The sequence below is a fragment of the Pseudomonas sp. Z1-29 genome, assembly GCF_051131995.1.
Taxonomy (GTDB): Bacteria; Pseudomonadota; Gammaproteobacteria; order Pseudomonadales; family Pseudomonadaceae; genus Aquipseudomonas.
On record NZ_CP071645.1, the window covers coordinates 5070721 to 5090337 of the forward strand.

General features: G+C 61.3%; 16 protein-coding genes. 7 read left to right on the top strand and 9 right to left on the bottom strand.

All coding sequences use genetic code 11. The features are described 5' to 3' along the window. Positions 1-146 precede the first annotated feature (146 nt). From J3P84_RS23120 to J3P84_RS23130, 3 genes are read left to right on the top strand one after another with little or no spacing between them, the layout of a single operon-like run. On the top strand, positions 147-524 hold the full coding sequence (locus J3P84_RS23120) for a septal ring lytic transglycosylase RlpA family protein (protein ID WP_434626129.1): 378 nt from the start codon (positions 147-149) through the stop codon (positions 522-524). A 49-nt stretch (positions 525-573) separates the two neighbouring features. Next, the gene (locus tag J3P84_RS23125; protein WP_434604992.1) at positions 574-1632 is read left to right on the top strand and encodes a calcium/sodium antiporter; all 1059 of its coding nucleotides are present in this window, start codon (positions 574-576) and stop codon (positions 1630-1632) included. Next, positions 1629-2009, top strand: a complete 381-nt coding sequence (locus tag J3P84_RS23130) for a carboxymuconolactone decarboxylase family protein (RefSeq protein WP_434626131.1) — start codon at positions 1629-1631, stop codon at positions 2007-2009. The genes J3P84_RS23125 and J3P84_RS23130 overlap by 4 nt, the downstream gene beginning before the upstream one ends. A 114-nt stretch (positions 2010-2123) precedes the next feature. On the opposite strand, the gene J3P84_RS23135 is transcribed toward J3P84_RS23130, so the two are convergent. The 5 genes from J3P84_RS23135 to kdgD form a co-directional block, all read right to left on the bottom strand. Next, positions 2124-3065 (bottom strand): AEC family transporter, encoded by a 942-nt coding sequence (locus J3P84_RS23135; RefSeq protein WP_305496830.1) that lies wholly within the window; start codon positions 3063-3065, stop codon positions 2124-2126. A 529-nt stretch (positions 3066-3594) separates the two neighbouring features. Continuing rightward, positions 3595-5148 carry a galactarate dehydratase gene (gene garD, locus J3P84_RS23140; RefSeq protein ID WP_434626132.1) on the bottom strand — a complete coding sequence of 518 codons (1554 nt, stop codon included), beginning with the start codon at positions 5146-5148 and terminating at the stop codon, positions 3595-3597. A gap of 12 nt (positions 5149-5160) precedes the next feature. Beyond that, a complete protein-coding gene (locus J3P84_RS23145; protein WP_434626133.1) occupies positions 5161-6525 on the bottom strand; it encodes an MFS transporter in 1365 nt (454 codons plus the stop codon). A gap of 85 nt (positions 6526-6610) precedes the next feature. Further along, on the bottom strand, positions 6611-8056 hold the full coding sequence (locus J3P84_RS23150) for an aldehyde dehydrogenase family protein (protein ID WP_434626134.1): 1446 nt from the start codon (positions 8054-8056) through the stop codon (positions 6611-6613). 91 nt (positions 8057-8147) lie between these two features. Beyond that, a complete protein-coding gene (kdgD, locus tag J3P84_RS23155; protein WP_186613371.1) occupies positions 8148-9059 on the bottom strand; it encodes a 5-dehydro-4-deoxyglucarate dehydratase in 912 nt (303 codons plus the stop codon). A gap of 316 nt (positions 9060-9375) precedes the next feature. Here kdgD and J3P84_RS23160 point away from each other — a divergent pair, with 316 nt between their 5' ends. Next, positions 9376-9717 carry a hypothetical protein gene (locus J3P84_RS23160; protein WP_434626135.1) on the top strand — a complete coding sequence of 114 codons (342 nt, stop codon included), beginning with the start codon at positions 9376-9378 and terminating at the stop codon, positions 9715-9717. 163 nt (positions 9718-9880) lie between these two features. On the opposite strand, the gene J3P84_RS23165 is transcribed toward J3P84_RS23160, so the two are convergent. The 4 genes from J3P84_RS23165 to J3P84_RS23180 form a co-directional block, all read right to left on the bottom strand. Then, on the bottom strand, positions 9881-10627 hold the full coding sequence (locus J3P84_RS23165; RefSeq protein ID WP_434626136.1) for a FadR/GntR family transcriptional regulator: 747 nt from the start codon (positions 10625-10627) through the stop codon (positions 9881-9883). A gap of 258 nt (positions 10628-10885) precedes the next feature. Further along, a complete protein-coding gene (locus J3P84_RS23170) occupies positions 10886-12613 on the bottom strand; it encodes an ABC transporter ATP-binding protein/permease (protein WP_305496838.1) in 1728 nt (575 codons plus the stop codon). Between the two features lie 91 nt (positions 12614-12704). Then, on the bottom strand, positions 12705-13265 hold the full coding sequence (locus J3P84_RS23175; RefSeq protein ID WP_003177957.1) for a response regulator transcription factor: 561 nt from the start codon (positions 13263-13265) through the stop codon (positions 12705-12707). After that, a complete protein-coding gene (locus J3P84_RS23180) occupies positions 13258-14520 on the bottom strand; it encodes an ATP-binding protein (protein ID WP_434626137.1) in 1263 nt (420 codons plus the stop codon). The genes J3P84_RS23175 and J3P84_RS23180 overlap by 8 nt, the downstream gene beginning before the upstream one ends. A gap of 365 nt (positions 14521-14885) precedes the next feature. Here J3P84_RS23180 and J3P84_RS23185 point away from each other — a divergent pair, with 365 nt between their 5' ends. The 3 genes from J3P84_RS23185 (at position 14886) to J3P84_RS23195 (ending at position 19493) form a co-directional block, all read left to right on the top strand. Next, positions 14886-15602: an SIMPL domain-containing protein gene (locus tag J3P84_RS23185; protein ID WP_434569824.1), complete on the top strand. Its 717-nt coding sequence runs from the start codon at positions 14886-14888 to the stop codon at positions 15600-15602. 408 nt (positions 15603-16010) lie between these two features. Next, a complete protein-coding gene (locus tag J3P84_RS23190) occupies positions 16011-17612 on the top strand; it encodes an ABC transporter substrate-binding protein (RefSeq protein ID WP_434626138.1) in 1602 nt (533 codons plus the stop codon). 255 nt (positions 17613-17867) lie between these two features. Then, a complete protein-coding gene (locus tag J3P84_RS23195; protein WP_434626139.1) occupies positions 17868-19493 on the top strand; it encodes an ABC transporter substrate-binding protein in 1626 nt (541 codons plus the stop codon). Positions 19494-19617: the final 124 nt, after the last annotated feature.

A 19617-nucleotide genomic window follows, 5' to 3' on the forward strand; every position in this document is an offset into this window, starting at 1 on the left:
GTGGCGAGGGAGCTTGCTCCCGCTGGGTCGCGAAGCGGCCCCCAACAATCTGCTGCCAGATTCAGGGGGCTGCTGCGCAGCCCAGCGGGAGCAAGCTCCCTCGCCACAACAACTTTCACAACCACACTGATGTGGAACCCCCCTACATGAAGCGTCTCCTCGGCGCCTGCGCGCTGCTGTCCCTGCTGGCCGGCTGTGCCAGCCAGAGCGGGACGGTCGATCCAAACGGCTACGACCAGACCGGCGTCGCCTCCTATTACGGTTCCCGGCACCACGGCAAACGCACCGCCAGCGGCGAACGTTTTGACCAGCACGGCCTGACCGCCGCTCATCGCCAGTTGCCGTTCGGCACCCGGGTGAAAATCACCAACCTGAAAAACAACGACAGCGTCGTGGTCCGCATCAACGACCGTGGTCCGTATTCACGCGGCCGACTGATCGATGTATCGCGCGCCGCTGCCGAACAGTTGGGCATGCTGCGTAGCGGTACCGCGCGGGTGCGCGTACAAGCCCTCGACGACTGACAGACGGAGTCCGGCCATTTCCCTGATCAACGCTTTATCCCTGCTCAGCCTGATCGAATTGCTCGGCGCCTTGCTGTTGCTGATCGCCGGCGCCGAGCTGCTGGTGCGTGCCGCTGTCGGCCTGGCGGCGCGCTTGCAGGTGCGTCCGCTGATCATCGGCCTGACCGTCGTCGCCTTCGGCAGCAGCGCGCCACAGATGGCCGTCAGCCTGCAGGCGACCCTGGCGCAAAACGCCGACATCGCCGTGGGCAGCGTCATCGGCAGCACGATTTTCAACCTCCTCGTGACTCTGGGCCTGTCGGCGCTGATCATTCCGTTGCGCGTCTCGCGACAACTGGTGCGCCTGGACATCCCGCTGATGATCGGCGCGTGCCTGCTGGTTTTCGTACTGGCCTGGAACGAAGAGCTGAGCCGACTGGACGGAGCGCTGCTGCTGATAGCCCTGGCGGTGTACCTGGCGCTGCTGCTGCGCCAGTCCCGGCATTCGGGACGACCGCATCCGCTGGGCGAAGTGGTCGACATGGCCTGGCCCAAAAGCCTGGTGATGATCGCGTCGGGCCTGGCCATGCTGGTTTTCGCCGGGCACCTGTTACTGGGCGCCGCAGTGGAAGTGGCGACGGACCTGGGACTGTCGGAGCGCATCATCGGCCTGACCATCGTCGCCGTCAGCACCTCGCTGCCGGAACTCGCCACCTCACTGATCGCCGCACTGCGCGGCCAGCGGGACATTGCGGTAGGCAACGTGATCGGCAGCAACCTGTTCAACCTGCTGGGCGTACTCGGCGTGACCGCCCTCGCCGCCCCTTCGCCGCTCTCGGTCTCGCCCAATGCCCTGGACTTCGACCTGCCGGTAATGCTCGGCGTGGCGGTGCTGTGCCTGCCGGTATTCTATTCCGGCTACCGCGTCACCCGCGCCGAAGGGCTGCTGTTGCTGGGCTTGTACCTGGCCTACGGGCTGCACGTGGTGTCGTTCACCACCGGCATGCCCCTGGCCGGCCAACTGGAACGGCTGATGCTGTTCTACGTGCTGCCGGCGCTGCTGGCGTTCTTGCTGTTCACTTCCGTGCGCGCCTGGCGCCGCCAACACCACAAGAGGGATTTGCCATGACCAACACCCCGAAGACCGGCCTCGACATGCGTCGCCAGGTGATGGGCGACGCCTTCGTCGATCGCGCCCTGGGCAACGCCACCGAATTTACCCAGCCACTGCAGGATTTCGTCAACGAGCACGCCTGGGGCAGCGTCTGGAGCCGCGAAGGCCTGCCGCTGAAAACCCGCAGCCTGATCACCCTCGCCGCCCTCACCGCCCTCAAATGCCCGCAGGAACTCAAAGGCCACGTGCGCGGCGCCTTGAACAACGGCTGCACGGTAGAGGAGATTCGTGAGGCACTCCTGCATTGCGCGGTGTACGCGGGCGTGCCGGCGGCGATCGATGCGTTTCGGGCGGCGCAGGAAGTCATCGATAGTTATCAGAAGCCTGAGTGACTGTGGGATTGCCTTCGCGAGCGGGCTCGCTCCCACAAGGACCAGAGGTATCGCAGTCACCTGTGGGAGCGAGCCTGCTCGCGAATGGATCGAAAGAGCGCTGCAAATCCGAGGCTAGATCCACCCACCCCACTGCAGCACAAAAATCCCCACGTTGGTGGTAATCGCCGCCATCAGCGTAGTGATGACGATGATTGCCGCCGCCAACTCATGGTTGCCATTCGCGGCGCGGGCCATGACGAAGCTGGCGGCGGCGGTGGGGCTGCCGAAGTACAGGAACAGGATCCCCAACTCGGCGCCGCGAAAGCCCCACAGCCAGGCGCCCAACGTAGTCACCAGGGGCAGGCCGACCATTTTCACCAGGCTCGAACTCAGGGCCATCTTGCCGCTCTTGCGCAAGGCCGCCAGCGACAGCGTGCCGCCGATGCAGATCAACGCCAGGGGCAAGGTCATTTGCGACAAGTACCTGGCCGAGGTCTCGAACCAGTTCGGCAGGCCGATTTGCCAATAGGCGAACGGCGCGGCGGCGAGCACGCTGATGATCAGCGGGTTGCTGATCACGCTTTTGCAGATGCTCCATGGGTCGGACTTGATCACCGGGCTGTAGACCGCCAACACGATGGTCGACAAGGTGTTGTAGAACAGGATCACCAGCGCCGCGAGAATCGCGCCCAGGGAAATCCCGTAGTCACCGTACATGCTTGCCGCCAGCGCCAGGCCGATTACCCCGTTGTTGCCACGAAACGCGCCCTGAGTGTAGATACCGCGATCTTCACGCGGGCAACGCCAGATCGCCCAGCCCCAGGCCATGGCAAAACTCGCCAGGGTGGCGATCGAGAAATAGATCAGCAGGTCCGGCTGCAACGCCGCATGCAGATCGGCATGCAGAATGCCGAGGAACAACAGCGCCGGCATGGTGACGTTGAACACCAGCGACGAGGCGATGTAGATGAAGTTGTCGTTGATCCAATTGATACGCTTGAGCAGCGTCCCCAGAAACAGCATGGCAAACACCGGCGCGGTGATGTTCAGGGTTTCGAGGAAAATTGCCAGCATGCCGGGGGACCTTGAGAAGGAGTGTCGTTAGGTGGCTAATGATAGCCACTCACGGCGTTGGCGTCTGGTGAAGCCTCTTCGCGAGCAGGCTCGCTCCCACCTTTATTCCGCGATGAACACAAAATCCAAATGCACCACCTACCCCTGTGGGAGCGAGCTTGCTCGCGAAGAGGCCGGCACATCCAGCATCAATGCAAGCTGACCCACCGCCTTCGCGGGCAAGCCCGTTCCCACATTTGCTCTGCGATAAACACAGAATCCAGATGCACCACATCCCACTGTGGGAGCGAGCCTGCTCGCGAAGAGGCCGGCACACCCAGCATCAATGCAAGCTGACCCACCGCCTTCGCGGGCAAGCCCGTTCCCACATTTGCTCTGCGATAAACACAGAATCCAGATGCACCACATCCCACTGTGGGAGCGAGCTTGCTCGCGAAGAGGCCGGCACATCCAGCATCAATGCAAGCTGACCCACCGCCTTCGCGAGCAGGCTCGCTCCCACACTGGATCCCAACCGGTCACGAAATCATCAGGTAATCGGCGCGGGGTTGAACAGCGTGATGTCGTTGTACAGCTTGTGCCGCTCGGCCCAGGTCTGTTTCTTGCCGCTGGCCACATCCAGGTAGTAGTGGAACAGCTCCCAGCCCAGCTCTTCGATGCTTGCACGCCCGGTGGCGATCCGGCCGGCGTCGATGTCGATCAGGTCCGGCCAGCGTTGGGCCAGTTCGGTGCGGGTCGAGACCTTCACCACCGGCGCCATCGCTAAACCGTACGGCGTACCGCGTCCGGTGGTGAACACATGCAGGTTCATCCCCGCTGCCAGTTGCAGCGTACCGCAGACAAAATCGCTGGCCGGCGTGGCGCAGAAGATCAAGCCCTTCTGCTTGAAGCGCTCGCCCGGGCCGAGCACGCCGTTGATCGCGCTGCTGCCGGACTTGACGATCGAGCCCAGGGATTTCTCGACGATGTTCGACAGCCCGCCCTTCTTGTTGCCCGGCGTGGTGTTGGCGCTGCGATCGGCTTCGCCCTTGGCCAGATAGCGGTCGTACCAGTCCATCTCGCGCACCAGCTCCTCGGCGACTTCACGGGTTTGCGCCCGGGACGTCAGCAGGTAGATCGCATCGCGCACTTCGGTGACTTCGGAGAACATCACCGTCGCACCGGCCCGCAGCAGCAAATCCGAGGCGTAGCCCAGGGCCGGGTTCGCGGTGATGCCGGAAAACGCATCGCTGCCGCCGCATTGCATGCCCAGGATCAGCTCCGAGGCCGGCACGGTTTCGCGACGGCGCTGGTCGAGTTTCTTCAGACGGGTCTCGGCCAGTTCCATGATCTGCTCGATCATTTCGGTGAAACCGTGGCTGGAGTCCTGCAAGCGATACAACCATGGCTCGCTGAGATCCACCGAACTGTCGCCCTCGTGCATGACCTGCCCGGCCTGCAATTTCTCGCAGCCCAGGCTGATCACCAGCGCCTCGCCGCCCAGGTTCGGGTTGCGCGCCAGGTTGCGCACGGTGCGAATCGGGATATAGGCATCGGTGGCGGTGATCGCCACGCCACAGCCGTAGCTGTGGGTCAGCGCCACCACGTCATCGACGTTCGGGTACTTGGGCAGCAGCTCATCCTTGATGCGCTTGACCGCATGGTCCAGCACGCCGGTCACACACTGCACCGTGGTGGTGATACCTAGGATGTTGCGCGTGCCGACGGTACCGTCGGCATTGCGATAACCTTCGAAGGTGTAGCCCTCAAGCGGCGCATCGGCGGCCGGCACATCGGTGGACAGCGGCAGGCTGTCCAGCGGTGGCGCGGTAGGCATGCGCAACTGGTCTTCCTTGACCCAGCTGCCACGCGGGATCGGCTGCAGCGCGTAGCCAATGACCTGGCCGTAGCGAATCACCTCGCCGCCCTCGGGAATATCCTCCAGGGTGACTTTGTGGCTTTGCGGCACGAAGTCGACGGTAACCAGGCCGTCCGGGAATTCAGTCCCGGCCGGTACGCCTTGGTCGTTGACGACGATCACTACGTTGTCCCGCTCATGCAGGCGGATGTAACGGGGCGAATCGGCATGTTCAATCAGATTCATCGACGCCGCTCCTCAGGATTTGGCTTCAGACAGGCTGGAAATGTCGGCATCCCTGGCCGTTGGTTCCTTGAGCACGACACGCTTGATCGGGCCCACGATAACCAGGTAGCTGAACACCGCCATCAGCGCGTTGCAACCGACAAACACCAGCGCCCACTTGAACGAACCGGTGGAGCTGATGATGTAGCCGATGACGATTGGCGTGGTAATCGACGCCAGGTTGCCGAAGGTGTTGAACAGGCCACCGCTCAAGCCGGCGATCTGTTTTGGCGAAGTGTCGGAGACCACGGCCCAGCCCAATGCACCGACGCCTTTACCGAAGAAGGCCAGGGCCATGAAGCCCACCACCATCCATTCGATGTCCACGTAGTTGCACGCCACGATGCTGCTGGACACCAGCAGGCCGGCAATGATCGGCGCCTTGCGGGCGAAGGTCAGCGAGTGGCCCTTGCGCAGCAGGTAGTCGGAAATCACCCCGCCAAGCACGCCGCCGATAAAGCCGCAGATGGCTGGCAAGGACGCGATGAAACCGGCCTTGAGGATGGTCATGCCGCGTTCCTGCACCAGGTACACCGGGAACCAGGTGAGGAAGAAGTAGGTGATGCCGTTGATGCAGTATTGGCCCAGGTACACGCCGAGCATCATGCGGTTGGTCAGCAACTGGCGGATGTAATCCCACTTCGGACCATCGGCTTTCTTTTCCTTGCCCTTGTCTTGGTCCATGTCGACCATCGCGCCGTTGGACGCGATGTGATTGAACTCGGCCTCGTTGATCATCGGGTGCTGGCGCGGGCTGTAGATCACTTTCAGCCAGACCAGCGAGAACACGATACCGATCACGCCCATCACGATGAACACGTGCTGCCAGCCGAAGCGGTAGACGATCCAGCCCATCAGCGGTGCGAACAGTACGGTGGCGAAATACTGCGCCGAGTTGAAGATCGCCGAGGCGGTGCCGCGTTCCGCGGTGGGGAACCAGGCCGCGACGATACGGGCGTTACCCGGGAAGGAAGGCGCTTCGGCCAGCCCGACCAGGAAGCGCAGCATGAACAGCGCCACCACCGCCGTGGACATGCCGAATTCACCGACATAGCCTTGCAGCACGGTGAACAACGACCAGGTGAAAATGCTCAGGGCATAGATTTTTTTCGAACCGAAACGGTCGAGCAGCCAGCCGCCAGGAATCTGCCCGGCCACGTAGGCCCAGCCGAAGGCGGAGAAGATATAACCGAGGGTGACGGCATCGATGCCGAGGTCTTTTTGCAGGCTGGAACCAGCGATGGCGATGGTGGCACGGTCGGCATAGTTGATCGTCGTCACCAAAAACAGCATGAGCAGGATCAAATAGCGGACGTGCGTCGGCTTGGTCTCTTGCATGTAATCTACTTCCACTATTTATTTTTATGCGGGAAATCAAATTGTACGGTCGGCGCCGGAGCCCGGCGCCGTCCGGTGTTGCGTATTACGAGCCGATGTAGGAGGTCTTCACCACGGTGTAGAATTCTTGTGCGTAGCGGCCTTGCTCGCGCGAACCATAGGACGAACCTTTGCGCCCGCCGAACGGCACGTGATAATCCACGCCGGCGGTTGGCAGGTTGACCATCACCATGCCCGCCTGGGAATGGCGCTTGAAGTGGTTGGCGTACTTCAACGAGGTGGTAGCGATACCGGCCGACAGGCCGAACTCGGTGTCGTTGGCCATCGCCAGCGCCGCCTCGTAGTCAGCCACGCGCACGACGTTGGCGACCGGGCCGAAGATTTCTTCACGGCTGATGCGCATCGAGGCTTCACTGTCGGCGAACAGCGTCGGCGCCAGGAAATAACCTTCGGTGTCGCAGGTCACCACACCACCACCGCTGACCAGCCGCGCACCTTCGCTCTGGCCGATGTCGATGTACTTCAAGTCCTGGCTGAGCTGGGCCTCGGAGACCACCGGGCCGATATCGGTGCCGGCCTTCAATGCATGACCGACCTTGATCGACTTCATGCGCTCGGCCATCGCCGCGACGAACTGGTCGTGGATACCGGCGGTGACGATCAGGCGGCTCGACGCGGTGCAACGCTGGCCGGTGGAGTAGAACGCGCTCTGCACCGCCAGCTCGACGGCCTGCTTGAGATCGGCGTCGTCGAGGATGATTTGCGGGTTCTTGCCGCCCATTTCCAACTGCACCTTGGCCTGGCGCGACACGCAGTTGACCGCGATCTGCCGGCCCACGCCCACGGAACCTGTGAAGCTGATGCCGTCGACTTTGGGGCTGTTGACCAGGACTTCACCGACCACGCGGCCGCTGCCCATGACCAGGTTGAACGCACCGGCCGGGAAACCGGCGCGGGAAATGATTTCGGCCAAGGCCCAGGCACAGCCCGGCACCAGCTCGGCGGGCTTGATCACCACGCAGTTGCCGTAGGCCAGGGCCGGGGCGATTTTCCATGCGGGAATAGCGATCGGGAAGTTCCACGGGGTGATCAGGCCAACCACACCAAGGGCTTCACGAGTGACTTCAACGTTGACGCCCGGACGCACCGACGGCACGTAATCGCCCGACAGGCGCAGGCACTCGCCGGCGAAGAATTTGAAAATATTGCCGGCGCGAGTCACTTCGCCGATGGCTTCGGGCAGGGTCTTGCCCTCTTCCCGGGCCAGCAACTGGCCGAGTTCTTCGCGGCGGGCGAGAATTTCGCTGCCAACTTTATCCAACGCGTCGTGGCGGGCCTGGATACCCGAGGTCGACCAGGCCGGGAACGCAGCACGAGCAGCGTCGATGGCGGCATTGACTTGAGCGGCGTCAGCCTTGGCGTATTCACCGATGACATCGGACAAGTCAGACGGGTTGATGTTGGTGCAATAGTCGGCACCGGCTACCCACTGACCGTTGATGTAGTTATCGAAACGCTTTGAATCTGCCACGGAGCTTCTCCTATTACAAAACCTGTCTAGGAACGCTGGGCGTCCCTGTACGCAAAAAGCCGCTGATTGCTCAGCGGCTTTGTCGGGTCTGTTACTGCTTGCCTTGCTTGTCGATCAGCGCGGCCAGGGCTTCGTATTCTTCTGGCAGCAGGTCGGTCAGCGGCGTGCGCACAGGGCCCGCGTCGTAGCCGACGATTTTCGCACCGGCCTTGACGATGCTCACCGCGTAACCGGCCTTGCGGTTGCGGATGTCCAGGTACGGCAGGAAGAAATCGTCGATGATCTTGCCAACGGTTTCGTGATCTTCGCGGGCAATGGCGTGGTAGAAGTCCATCGCGGTTTTCGGGATGAAGTTGAACACCGCCGAGGAGTAGACCGGTACGCCCAGCGCCTTGTAGGCAGCGGCGTAGACTTCGGCGGTCGGCAGGCCGCCCAGGTAGCTGAAACGATCGCCGAGGCGACGACGGATCGACACCATCAATTCGATATCGCCCAGCCCGTCCTTGTAGCCGATCAGGTTCGGGCAACGCTCAGCCAACTGCTCCAGCTGGGTGGCGTTCAGGCGGCAGACGTTACGGTTGTAGACCACCACGCCGATCTTCACCGATTTGCACACGGCTTCAACGTGGGCGGCAACGCCGTCCTGGCTGGCTTCAGTCAGGTAGTGTGGCAGCAGCAGCAAGCCCTTGGCACCCAGACGCTCGGCTTCCTGAGCGTATTCGATGGCCTGGCGGGTCGCACCGCCAACACCGGCGAGGATTGGCACGCTGGTGGCGCAGGTATCGACGGCAGTCTTGATGACTTGCGAATACTCACTGGCGGCCAGGGAGAAGAATTCACCGGTGCCGCCCGCTGCGAACAACGCAGAGGCGCCATACGGGGCCAGCCACTCGAGGCGCTTGATGTAGCTGTCGCGATTGAAATCGCCATTGGCAGTGAAATCGGTGACCGGGAACGACAGCAGGCCAGACGAGAGGATGGACTTCAGTTCTTGTGGATTCATTATTCGAACACCCTGGACGCAAATGTTGTGTTGTAGGAAAGCGGTTCAGCTTCGTGAGAAGTTGTAGGTCATCGTACAACTTAAAATCTGAACGTCAACTGAATTTCGTCGGTGGGTAGGTGTTGTGGCCGAGCGCGACCTCTTCCGCCGGGGAGGCCAGGGCAGCGCGCGGCATACCCGAGCGCTCATTACCACTAGCAGATCTGACAGTTGTGCCTTCTCGGCAGTGCTGAGAGGGTATTACTGCGAACCCAAACAATCTTTGACATGAGCCGCCCGCAAAACAGCCGCGGCCAAGACTACATGGAGTTAGATCATGGCTATGTTCGACCCACCCATCCTGTCGATCAGTTTGTCGGCTTTGGGAAATACCCTGAATGTCTTGATCCCTGATGCCGACGGGATTTCCGCCGACTGGTGGGTTTTTCCGACGCTTCGCGCCGATAACATTCCCGATTGGGAAGGAGAACAAGTGCCCGCGGGCCGATGGGACGACCCCGACCAAGGGCCGATTAAATTGACGGGATTACGGGTGATCGTGCCCGAGAAAGAGCTGAGAAGGTATATCGGAAAGGAAGTTGAATTGCAGTACCGGTTTTCCAACGAGTCCAGCCAGGACATCCATTCAGCCCCGGTGAAGTTGAAGATCGAGAAGTAACCGTCCTCCCCGTAAGGTGGGTTATCTGCTGAATCAGAAGCCAACACAGGGACCTCCGTGGCGAGGGAGCTTGCTCCCGCTTGAGTGCGAAGCACTCATATAGAGAGGGGCTGCTGCGCAGCCCAGCGGGAGCAAGCTCCCTCGCCACGAAAAGCAGCGAAGGTCAGCCTTGTGCTTGCGCCTCTTCATGGGCCTGGCGCAGCCGCTCGCGGCTGTTGGTCAGGTGCAGGCGCATGGCCGCGCGGGCCGCATCGGAGTCCCTGCGGGCGATGGCTTCGTAGATTTCTTCGTGCTCGCGGCTCAGGCGATCCATGTAGTGCTGCTGGTCATCATGGGCCAGGCGCGCCGAGTTCAGCCGGGTGCGCGGGATGATGCTGGTGCCCAGGTGGGTCATGATGTCGGTGAAATAGCGGTTGCCGGTGGACAAGGCGATTTCCAGATGGAAAGCGAAGTCCGAGGCCACCGCGTCGCTGGCGTGGGCCGCGCTTTCATTCAGGGCGTCGAGCGCCGCGCGCATCGCTGCCAATTGTTCGTCGCTACGCCGCTGCGCCGCCAGCCCGGCCGATTCCACCTCCAGGCTGATGCGCAATTCCAGGATCGCCAGCACGTCACGCAAGGTGACCACCGTCGCCGGGTCGATGCGAAAGCCGCTCGGGCTCGGCGTGTCGAGCACGAATGTACCGATGCCGTGGCGGGTTTCCACTTGCCCTGCCGCCTGCAAACGGGAAATCGCCTCGCGCACCACGGTACGGCTGACGCCATGGGCCTCCATGATCGCCGACTCGGTGGGCAATTTATCGCCACGCTTGAGCAGACCGTCGCGAATCTGCTCGGACAGCACCGTCACCAGCTCCTGCGCCAGGCTGCGGCGCTTGCGGGGAAGACGTGGGACGTTGAGCGGGTTTTCCATGGTGTATCTCTATTTTGACAAGCGGCTGAATACGCATCATAGCGCAACGTGGTTGTACGATCACCGTTGGTGCAGAAACCGAGTCGCTTTCATTGCGAGCAGGCTTCCACGGGGACCGGCTGTAGACATAAACCTGCGATTCGCCAGCACCCCTTGTGGGAGCGAGCCTGCTCGCGAAGACGGTGGGTCAGACACTTCAACCGCAACTGACACACCGCCTTCGCGAGCAGGCTCGCTCCCACATCAGGTTTGGGGGTTTCAGGCGGTTACGGCCTGCTCCACCAGTTGGCCATTCTCGATGCGCACATGTCGCCCATGGAAACGTTTCAAACTGCTTCGATGGCCGACGCTGATGATGCTCAGGCCTGGCAGCTGGTCGAGCAACGCCTGGTACAGCGTTGCCTCGTCTTCTTCATCCATCGCCGACGTTGCTTCATCCATATACAGCCATAGCGGCGCATACAGCAACGCACGGGCGAAGGCCAGGCGCTGCTGTTCGCCCGGAGAGAGCATGCGTTGCCAATGGTTGCTTTCGTCCAGCCGTGAAATCAGGTGCGGCAGGCGACAGGTTTCCAGCACCTGTGCATAACGTTCGTTGGGGTAGATATCGCCCGCTTGTGGATAACTCAACACCTCGCGCAGGCTGCCAATCGGCAGGTAAGGCTTTTGCGGCAGGAACAGATAACGCGCCGAAGGCAACAGGATGCTGCCGTGCCCGGCGGGCCACAAATGCCCCATCGCCCGCAGCAAGGTGGACTTGCCGCTGCCGGAACGCCCGCTGAGCATCACCCGCTCACCCGGTTCGACACTCAGTTCAGCGCGGGTCAGCAAATGACGACCGTCGCTCAGGTCCAGCCCGAGGTTGCGGACTTTCAGTTCGTTGCCCTGGTTCTGCACATCGATGGCCGGTACCCGGTCTTCGTTGTCGCTCATGGCCTGGCGGAAACTCAGCAGACGGTCACAAGTGGCGCGCCAGGCGGCGAGCGAGGCGTAAGCATCAATGAACCAGCTGAAATTCTCCTGCACATTGCCGAACGCCGAGTTGATCTGCATGAGCTCGCCCAGCTGGATCTTCCCGGAAAAATAACGCGGCGCAGCGACGATAAACGGGAAGATGATCGCGATCTGCCCATACCCAGAGGTAAAGAACGTCAGGCGCTTGGACACGCGCATGATGTCCCAGAAGTTGTGCCACACCAGGCCGAAACGCTCGCTCAGGCGGCGGTTCTCGTTGGGTTCGCCGTTGTACAGCGCAATGCTCTCAGCATTTTCCCGCACCCGCACCATGGAAAAACGCAGGTCGGCTTCGAAGCGCTGCTGGTTGTTGTTGAGGCCGATCAGGCGTCGCCCGATCAAATGCGTCAGCCAGCTGCCCACCGCCGCATACAGCAGCGCACACCAGAACATATAGCCAGGGATCGTGTAGCCGAACACTTCGATGCTGCCCGACACGCCCCACAGAATGATCGAGAACGACACCAGGCTGACCACGGTACGCAGCAGCCCCAAGCCCAGGCTCAACGTCGTGGAAGTGAAGCTGTTGAGGTCTTCGGAAATCCGCTGGTCAGGGTTGTCGGTGTAGCCGCCCTGCTCCAGCCGGTAATAATTCTTGTCGTTCAGCCAACGGGCAAAATGCTGCTCGGTGAGCCAGGCCCGCCAGCGAATCGTGAGCATCTGGGTGAGGTACAGACGATACACGGCGCCGAGGATCGCCACCGTGGCGATGCCGCCGAAATACAGGATCAACTTCCAGAACGCCTCGCTGTTCTTTTCCTGCAGGGCGTTATAAAAATCCTTGTACCAATTGTTCAGCCACACCGAAATCGCCACGCTGAACAGCGACAGCGCAATCACGGCGATCAACAGCGTCCAGGCCTTGCCCTTCTCCTCACTGCGCCAGTATGGCGTGGTCATTTGCCAGACACGGCGGAAAAACTGGCCGCGCACCGCGTCATTGACCGCGGAATATTCAGCGTTCTGATTCATGGTTAAGGCTCGATAAGGGGAAAACTCGGGCCGATCATAAAGCAACGGCCCGATGTGTCGCGAGGGTGGACAGCATTCGTTCAGCGCAGGTTCAGCGACGTACCGGACGCTTCTGCAATTTGCGCTGCAAGGTCCGCCGGTGCATGCCCAGGGCGCGGGCGGTGGCGGAGATGTTGCCTTCGTGCTCGGTCAGCACCCGCTGGATGTGTTCCCACTGCAGGCGGTCCACCGACATCGGGTTTTCCGGCACCAGGGTGTCCAGGTCGGCGTGCTCGGACAACAGCGCCGCCAGCACGTCGTCGGCGTCGGCCGGTTTGCACAGGTAGTTGCAGGCGCCGCGCTTGATCGCCTCGACCGCCGTGGCGATGCTTGAATAACCGGTGAGGATCACCACGCGCATTTCCGGGTCGAGTTCCAGCAGCTTGGGCAGCAGCACCAGCCCTGAGTCGCCATCCATCTTCAGGTCGAGGGCGGCGTAGTCCGGCAGGTCGGCCTGGGCGATGGTCAGGCCCTCTTCGGCGGAGCCGGCGGTGCTGACGCGAAAACCGCGTCGGGACATGGCCCGGGCCATGACGCGGGTGAAGGTGGCATCGTCGTCCACCAGCAAAAGGTGCGGCAGTTCTTCGCCGTCGACTTGGATCTCGTCACTCATATTCGTCTCCTCGGTCGGCATGGGGCAGGCGCAGCTCGGTGAGCGTGCCGCCCTCCTCATGGGGGTAGAGTTTCACCGAGCCGCCGGCGCGTGTCACGCTGGCCTTGCTCAAAAACAGGCCGAGGCCGAAACCCTTGCCCTTGGTGGTGTAAAACGGTTTGCCGATCTGCTCGGCAATCGCCAGCGGCACACCGGCGCCGTGGTCGCGAATGCAGATCGTCAGTTCATGGGCGTTCCAGTCCAGCACCACTTCCAGGCCTTCGGGACAGGCATCGGCGGCATTGTTCAGCAGGTTCAGCAAGGCCTGGGTCAGGTCCGGCGGCGGCGCCATGCGCGGCACCGTGCCCTGGCCCAGGCACTGGAAGCGATAACTGGCTTCGGGGCGCATCAGGTGCCAGCGATTCAGGGCCTCGTCGAGCCAGTCGGTGACGTCCTGCATTTCGATGGCCAGCCGGCGGTTCGCCTCGGCGGCACGCACCAGGTATTGCAGGGTTTCCTTGCACAGCTGGACCTGGTCCTGCAGCACGCTGAGGTCTTCCTGCAACGCCGGGTCGTGATGATCCTGGCGCATTTCCTTGAGCAGCACGCTCATGGTCGCCAGCGGCGTGCCCAATTCATGGGCGGCGCCGGCGGCCTGGGTCGCCACGGCCAGCAATTGCTCGTCGCGCAGGCCCTCTTCGCGGCGAATCGCCCGCAGCTCTTCCTGGCGACGCAGCTCTTCGGCCATGCGCGCGGCAAAAAACGTGATGACCGCGGCGGCCAGGGCAAAACTCAGCCACATGCCGTAGATCTGCAGGTTTTCCCGGGCGATGGGGAAGGTTTCCAGCGGATAGAACCGCGCCAGCAACAAGGTGTACAGCGCCAGGGCGATGCCGGACAGGATCAGCGAAAAACGCCACGGCAGCGTAACCGCAGCAATCGTCAGCGGCACCAGGTAATACGACACGAAGGGGTTGGTCGACCCGCCGGAGAAATACAGCAGCGCACTGTGGATAAACAGGTCGCAGGCCAGTTGCACGGCATATTCAAGCTCGGTCACCGGCCAGGAAGTGCGCAGGCGAATCGCCGTCAATGCGCAGAGTACGCTGGAGCACACCAGGGTAATCGCCAGTTGCAGCCAGGGCAGCGGCAGCAGGTCGAACCAATAGGCAAGCCCCACGGAGCCAGCCTGGGCCGCGAGGACCAGAATGCGGATGAACGTCAGACGCCAGAGGTTCTGGCGCGAAGCGGAAGTCATTTGCAAAGGGGCGAGCATGAGCTCTCCTGATGAGCGCTCCAGGCGGATCGCACGGAGTATAACCAAGGCGCGGCGGGCATAGGCGAAGATGCGGCAAAGCGCCACAGCTTCCAGCCTTGCCGCAGCCTCCTGTGGCGAGGGGATTTATCCCCGCTGGACTGCGCAGCAGTCCCGATAGTGTCATGACCTGATTCAGTGTGATGGCTGATCTTTTGGGGGCGCTTCGCGCCCAGACGGGGATAAATCCCCTCACCACAGAAAGCCCTTCGCCGGGCATCATCTGTATAGAAGTTGTAACTGTGCGAACCCGCCCATAAAAGCTAGAGTCTTATCGTTCACGCAGGCTCGGAACCTACCCCTGCGCATCATCCCAAGGAGCTTTCATGCACACGTTCAGTCGCCCCGCCGCCCTGCTCGCCCTCAGCCTCGGCGCCGTCGCCAGCCTGCCGGCCCTGGCCGCCGATGAGCTGCACTACAACCAGATTTCCCTGCACGCCGAAGCCAGCCAGGAAGTGGCCCGCGACCTGATGATCGTCACCCTCTACACCGAGGAACAGAACACCGACCCGGCCAAACTCGCCGCCGCCGTCAGCACCACGCTGAACAAAGCCATCGGCCAGGCCAAGCAAGTCAAGGACATCAACCTGCGCCAGGGCAGCCGCAACAGCTACCCGGTCTATGACAACAAAGGCGGGAAAATCACCGGCTGGCGCGAACGCGCCGAGCTGCGCCTGGAAAGCGCCGACTTCGCCGCCCTGTCCAAACTCACCGGCGAACTGCTGGGCGACATGAAAATGGCCGGCATGGATTTCGCCATCGCCACCGCCACCCGCCAGACCAGCGAAGACGCCCTGCTCAAGGACGCCGTCAACGCCTTCAAGGCCCGCGCCCAACTCGCCACCGAAGCCTTGGGCGGCAAGGGCTACAAGATCGTCAACCTGAACTTCAACACCAACGGTTACCCACAACCGTACATGCGCCCGCAAATGATGATGAAAGCGGCATCCATGGACGCTGAGTCGGTCACGCCTGAGGTTGAAGCCGGCACCAGCAAAGTGACCATGACCGCGGATGGGGTGGTTGAGGTGTTGATGCAGTAATGATTGGCGGTGGCCAGTCAGTATCCACCGACCGACCACCGCGTCCCCCGTGGCGAGGGAGCTTGCTCCCGCTGGACTGCGCAGCAGTCCCAAAACCGGACACCTCGTTGTGTCAGATGTACAGAGTCGCTGTTATTGGGCCGCTTCGCGGCCCAGCGGGAGCAAGCTCCCTCGCCACGGGGGAAGTGGTTGGCCAGCGATTCATGGCGGCCTTTAGAACGCCTTCGCGAGCAGGCTCGCTCCCGCAATGGGGTTGGAATACCAGCGCAGAAACAGGTGGGATGTCGAGCCGGCTCTTCCAAGCGCTATACCCAAACCCAACGGTCACCCTCACTTTTAGATATTTCCTACGCGCCCGCCCCACCCGCTACCCTTCAGAAAAACCGTCATCAAGATCTAAGGGATTTCATGGACAGAACCACCTTCAAACCCCTCTTGCTTACGCTTGCCCTGCTGAGCGGCGCCCCACTGGCCCAGGCCGCGACCACCCTGGTCTATTGCTCCGAAGCCAGCCCCGCCGGCTTCGATCCCAGCCAATACACCAGCGGCACCGACTTCGATGCCTCGGCCGAAACCGTCTTCAACCGCCTCACCCAGTTCAAGCGCGGCGGCACCGAAGTCGAGCCCGGGTTGGCGTCAAGCTGGGACGTATCCGCCGATGGCCTGGCCTACACCTTCCACCTGCGCGAGGGTGTGAAGTTTCATACCACCGACTATTTCACCCCGAGCCGCGACTTCAACGCCGACGACGTGCTGTTCACGTTCCAGCGCCTGCTCGATCCGCAACATCCGTTCCGTCAGGCCTACCCCACCGAGTCGCCGTACTTCACCGACATGGGCCTGAACACCACGATCAAAAGCGTCGAAAAAATCGACGAGCACACCGTGCGCTTCAGCCTGAACAACGTCGACGCCGCATTCGTGCAGAACCTGGCGATGAGTTTTGCCTCGGTGCAGTCCGCCGAGTACGCAGCGCAGCTATTGAAGGAAGGCAAGGCCGGCGACCTCAACCAGAAGCCCATCGGCACCGGGCCGTTTGTGTTCAAGCGCTATCAGAAGGATTCGCAGATCCGCTACGCCGCCAACACGGCGTACTGGAAACCCGAGGACGTGAAGCTCGACAACCTGATTTTTTCCATTACCCCGGACGCTGCCGTGCGCCTGCAAAAGCTCAAGCGCGGCGAATGCCAGGTCAGCGGTTATCCGCGTCCGGCCGACATCGAAGTGATGGAGCAGGACCCGAACCTGCGCGTGCTCAGGCAGCCCGGTTTCAACCTGGGTTTCCTCGCCTATAACGTGACGCATCCGCCGCTGGACCAGCTCAAGGTCCGTCAGGCGCTGGACATGGCCATCGACAAGCCGGCGATCATCAAGGCCGTGTATCAGGGCGCCGGGCAGTTGGCGCAGAACGCCTTGCCCCCGGCTCAATGGTCGTTCGACCCGGCGATCCAGGACGCGCCCCATGACGTGACCAAGGCCAAGGCGCTCCTCAAGGAAGCCGGGGTTGCGCCCGGTACAACCATTGATTTATGGGCAATGACGGTGCAGCGCGCCTCCAACCCCAATGCGCGAATGTCTGCGCAAATGATCCAGCAGGACTGGGCCAAAGTTGGCATCAAGGCCAACATCGTCAGCTACGAATGGGGGGAGTACATCAAGCGCGCCAAGAATGGCGACCACGACGCGATGATCTACGGCTGGACCGGCGACAACGGCGATCCAGACAACTGGCTCGGCGTGCTGTACAGCTGCGCGGCGGTCAAGGGCAGCAACTACGCCAAGTGGTGCGACCCAGCCTACGACCGGCTGGTCCAGCAGGCCAAGGTCTCGACCGACCGCCAGCAACGCATCGACCTGTACCGCCAGGCGCAGAAAATCCTCAAGCAGCAGGTGCCCATCACGCCCATCGCCAACTCGACGGTGTTCCAGCCGATACGCAAGGAAGTGGTCGATTTCAAGCTCAGCCCGTTCGGGCTTACACCCTTCTACGGCGTGGGTTTGAACAAGTAAAACCCGCCCCAGGCCGGTGCATTGCAGCCTCACAACGCACCGGCACGGAGCGCCCCTCGCCCCAAAAAAACCGGCGCAAACGTTCAAATGCGTCAAAAGTTATAAAGATGCGACATTAAGGTACGTACGTGCCACTGTTTCAGACTTGAAACCGCTCTGGATCTTGCATTGGGTATGGGGCCTGCATAAGTATCCGCAGGACGACTCACGAGGTCGCCCTCAAATCCAAAAATGACAACAAATCATGAGGCCAACATGCTTAAACACGCGGTCATTCCGTTTTTAGTCGGCGCAGGCTTGTTAGCCAGCGCTCCTTTCGCTTCCGCCGCGACTAACCTGGTGTTCTGCTCCGAAGGCAGCCCGGCCGGTTTTGACCCTGGTCAGTACACCACCGGAACCGACTTCGATGCCTCTGCAGAAACCATGTTCAACCGCCTGACCCAGTTTGAGCGCGGCGGTACCGCCGTGATTCCTGGCCTGGCCACCAAGTGGGACATTTCCGAAGACGGCCTGACCTACACGTTCCATCTGCGTGAAGGCGTCAAGTTCCACACCACCCCGTATTTCAAGCCGACCCGTGAATTTAATGCCGATGACGTGCTCTTCACGTTCAACCGCATGATCAACAAGGACGATCCCTTCCGTAAGGCGTACCCAACCGAATTCCCGTACTTCACCGACATGGGGATGGACACCAACATCACCAAGGTCGATAAAGTCGACGACCACACCGTCAAGTTCACTCTCAAGGATGTCGACGCCGCGTTCATCCAGAACCTGGCCATGAGCTTCGCCTCGATCCAGTCCGCCGAGTACGCCGCCCAGCTGCTCAAGGACGGCAAGCCTGCCGACATCAACCAGAAGCCGATCGGCACCGGCCCGTTCGTGTTCAAGAGCTACCAGAAAGACTCCAACATCCGTTACACCGGCAACAAGGACTACTGGAAGCCTGAAGACGTGAAGATCGACAACCTGATCTTCGCCATCACCACCGACCCGTCGGTGCGTATCCAGAAGCTGAAGAAGAACGAGTGCCAGATCACCCTCTTCCCACGCCCGGCCGACCTCAAGGCCCTCAAGGACGACAAAGCGCTGAAGATGCCTGACCAGGCGGGTTTCAACCTGGGCTATGTAGCTTACAACGTGATGGAAAAAGTCAAAGGCGACGACAAGCCCAACCCGTTGGCTGACCTGCGCGTTCGTCAAGCCCTGGACATGGCTGTAAACAAGCAACAGATCATCGACTCGGTGTACCAAGGTGCGGGACAACTGGCGGTCAACGCCATGCCTCCGACCCAATGGTCCTACGACACCACCATCAAAGATGCCAAATACGACCCTGAAAAAGCCAAGGCTCTGCTCAAGGAAGCCGGCGTCAAGGAAGGCACGGAGATCGTTCTGTGGGCCATGCCGGTTCAGCGTCCGTACAACCCGAACGCCAAACTGATGGCGGAAATGCTGCAGAATGACTGGTCCAAGATCGGCCTGAAGGTCAAGATCACCAGCTATGAGTGGGGCGAGTACATCAAGCGCTCCAAGGGCGGCGAGAACCAGGCCATGATCATCGGCTGGAGCGGTGATAACGGTGACCCGGACAACTGGCTCAACGTGTTGTTTGGCTGCGACTCGCTGCAAGGCAACAACTTCTCCAAATGGTGTGACAAGAAGTTCGACGGCCTCGTCAAGGAAGCCAAGCGCACCACCGACCAGGCCAAGCGCACCGACCTCTACAAACAGGCGCAACACGTCCTCAAGGACGCCGTGCCGATGACACCTATCGCTCACTCGACGGTGTATCAACCCATGCGCGCCAACGTGCAGGACTTCAAGATCAGCCCCTTTGGCTTGAACTCCTTCTACGGCGTCAGCGTCAGCAAATAAAGGTAATCAACGGCGGCGTTTCCAACGTCGCCGTTGCTTTATCTGCCGAGACAAAGACTTGGAAATTGCCTACATCCAAAAGCACTGCGTACCACAGCAGTTGGTTTAGGACGTGTCGCCTTTT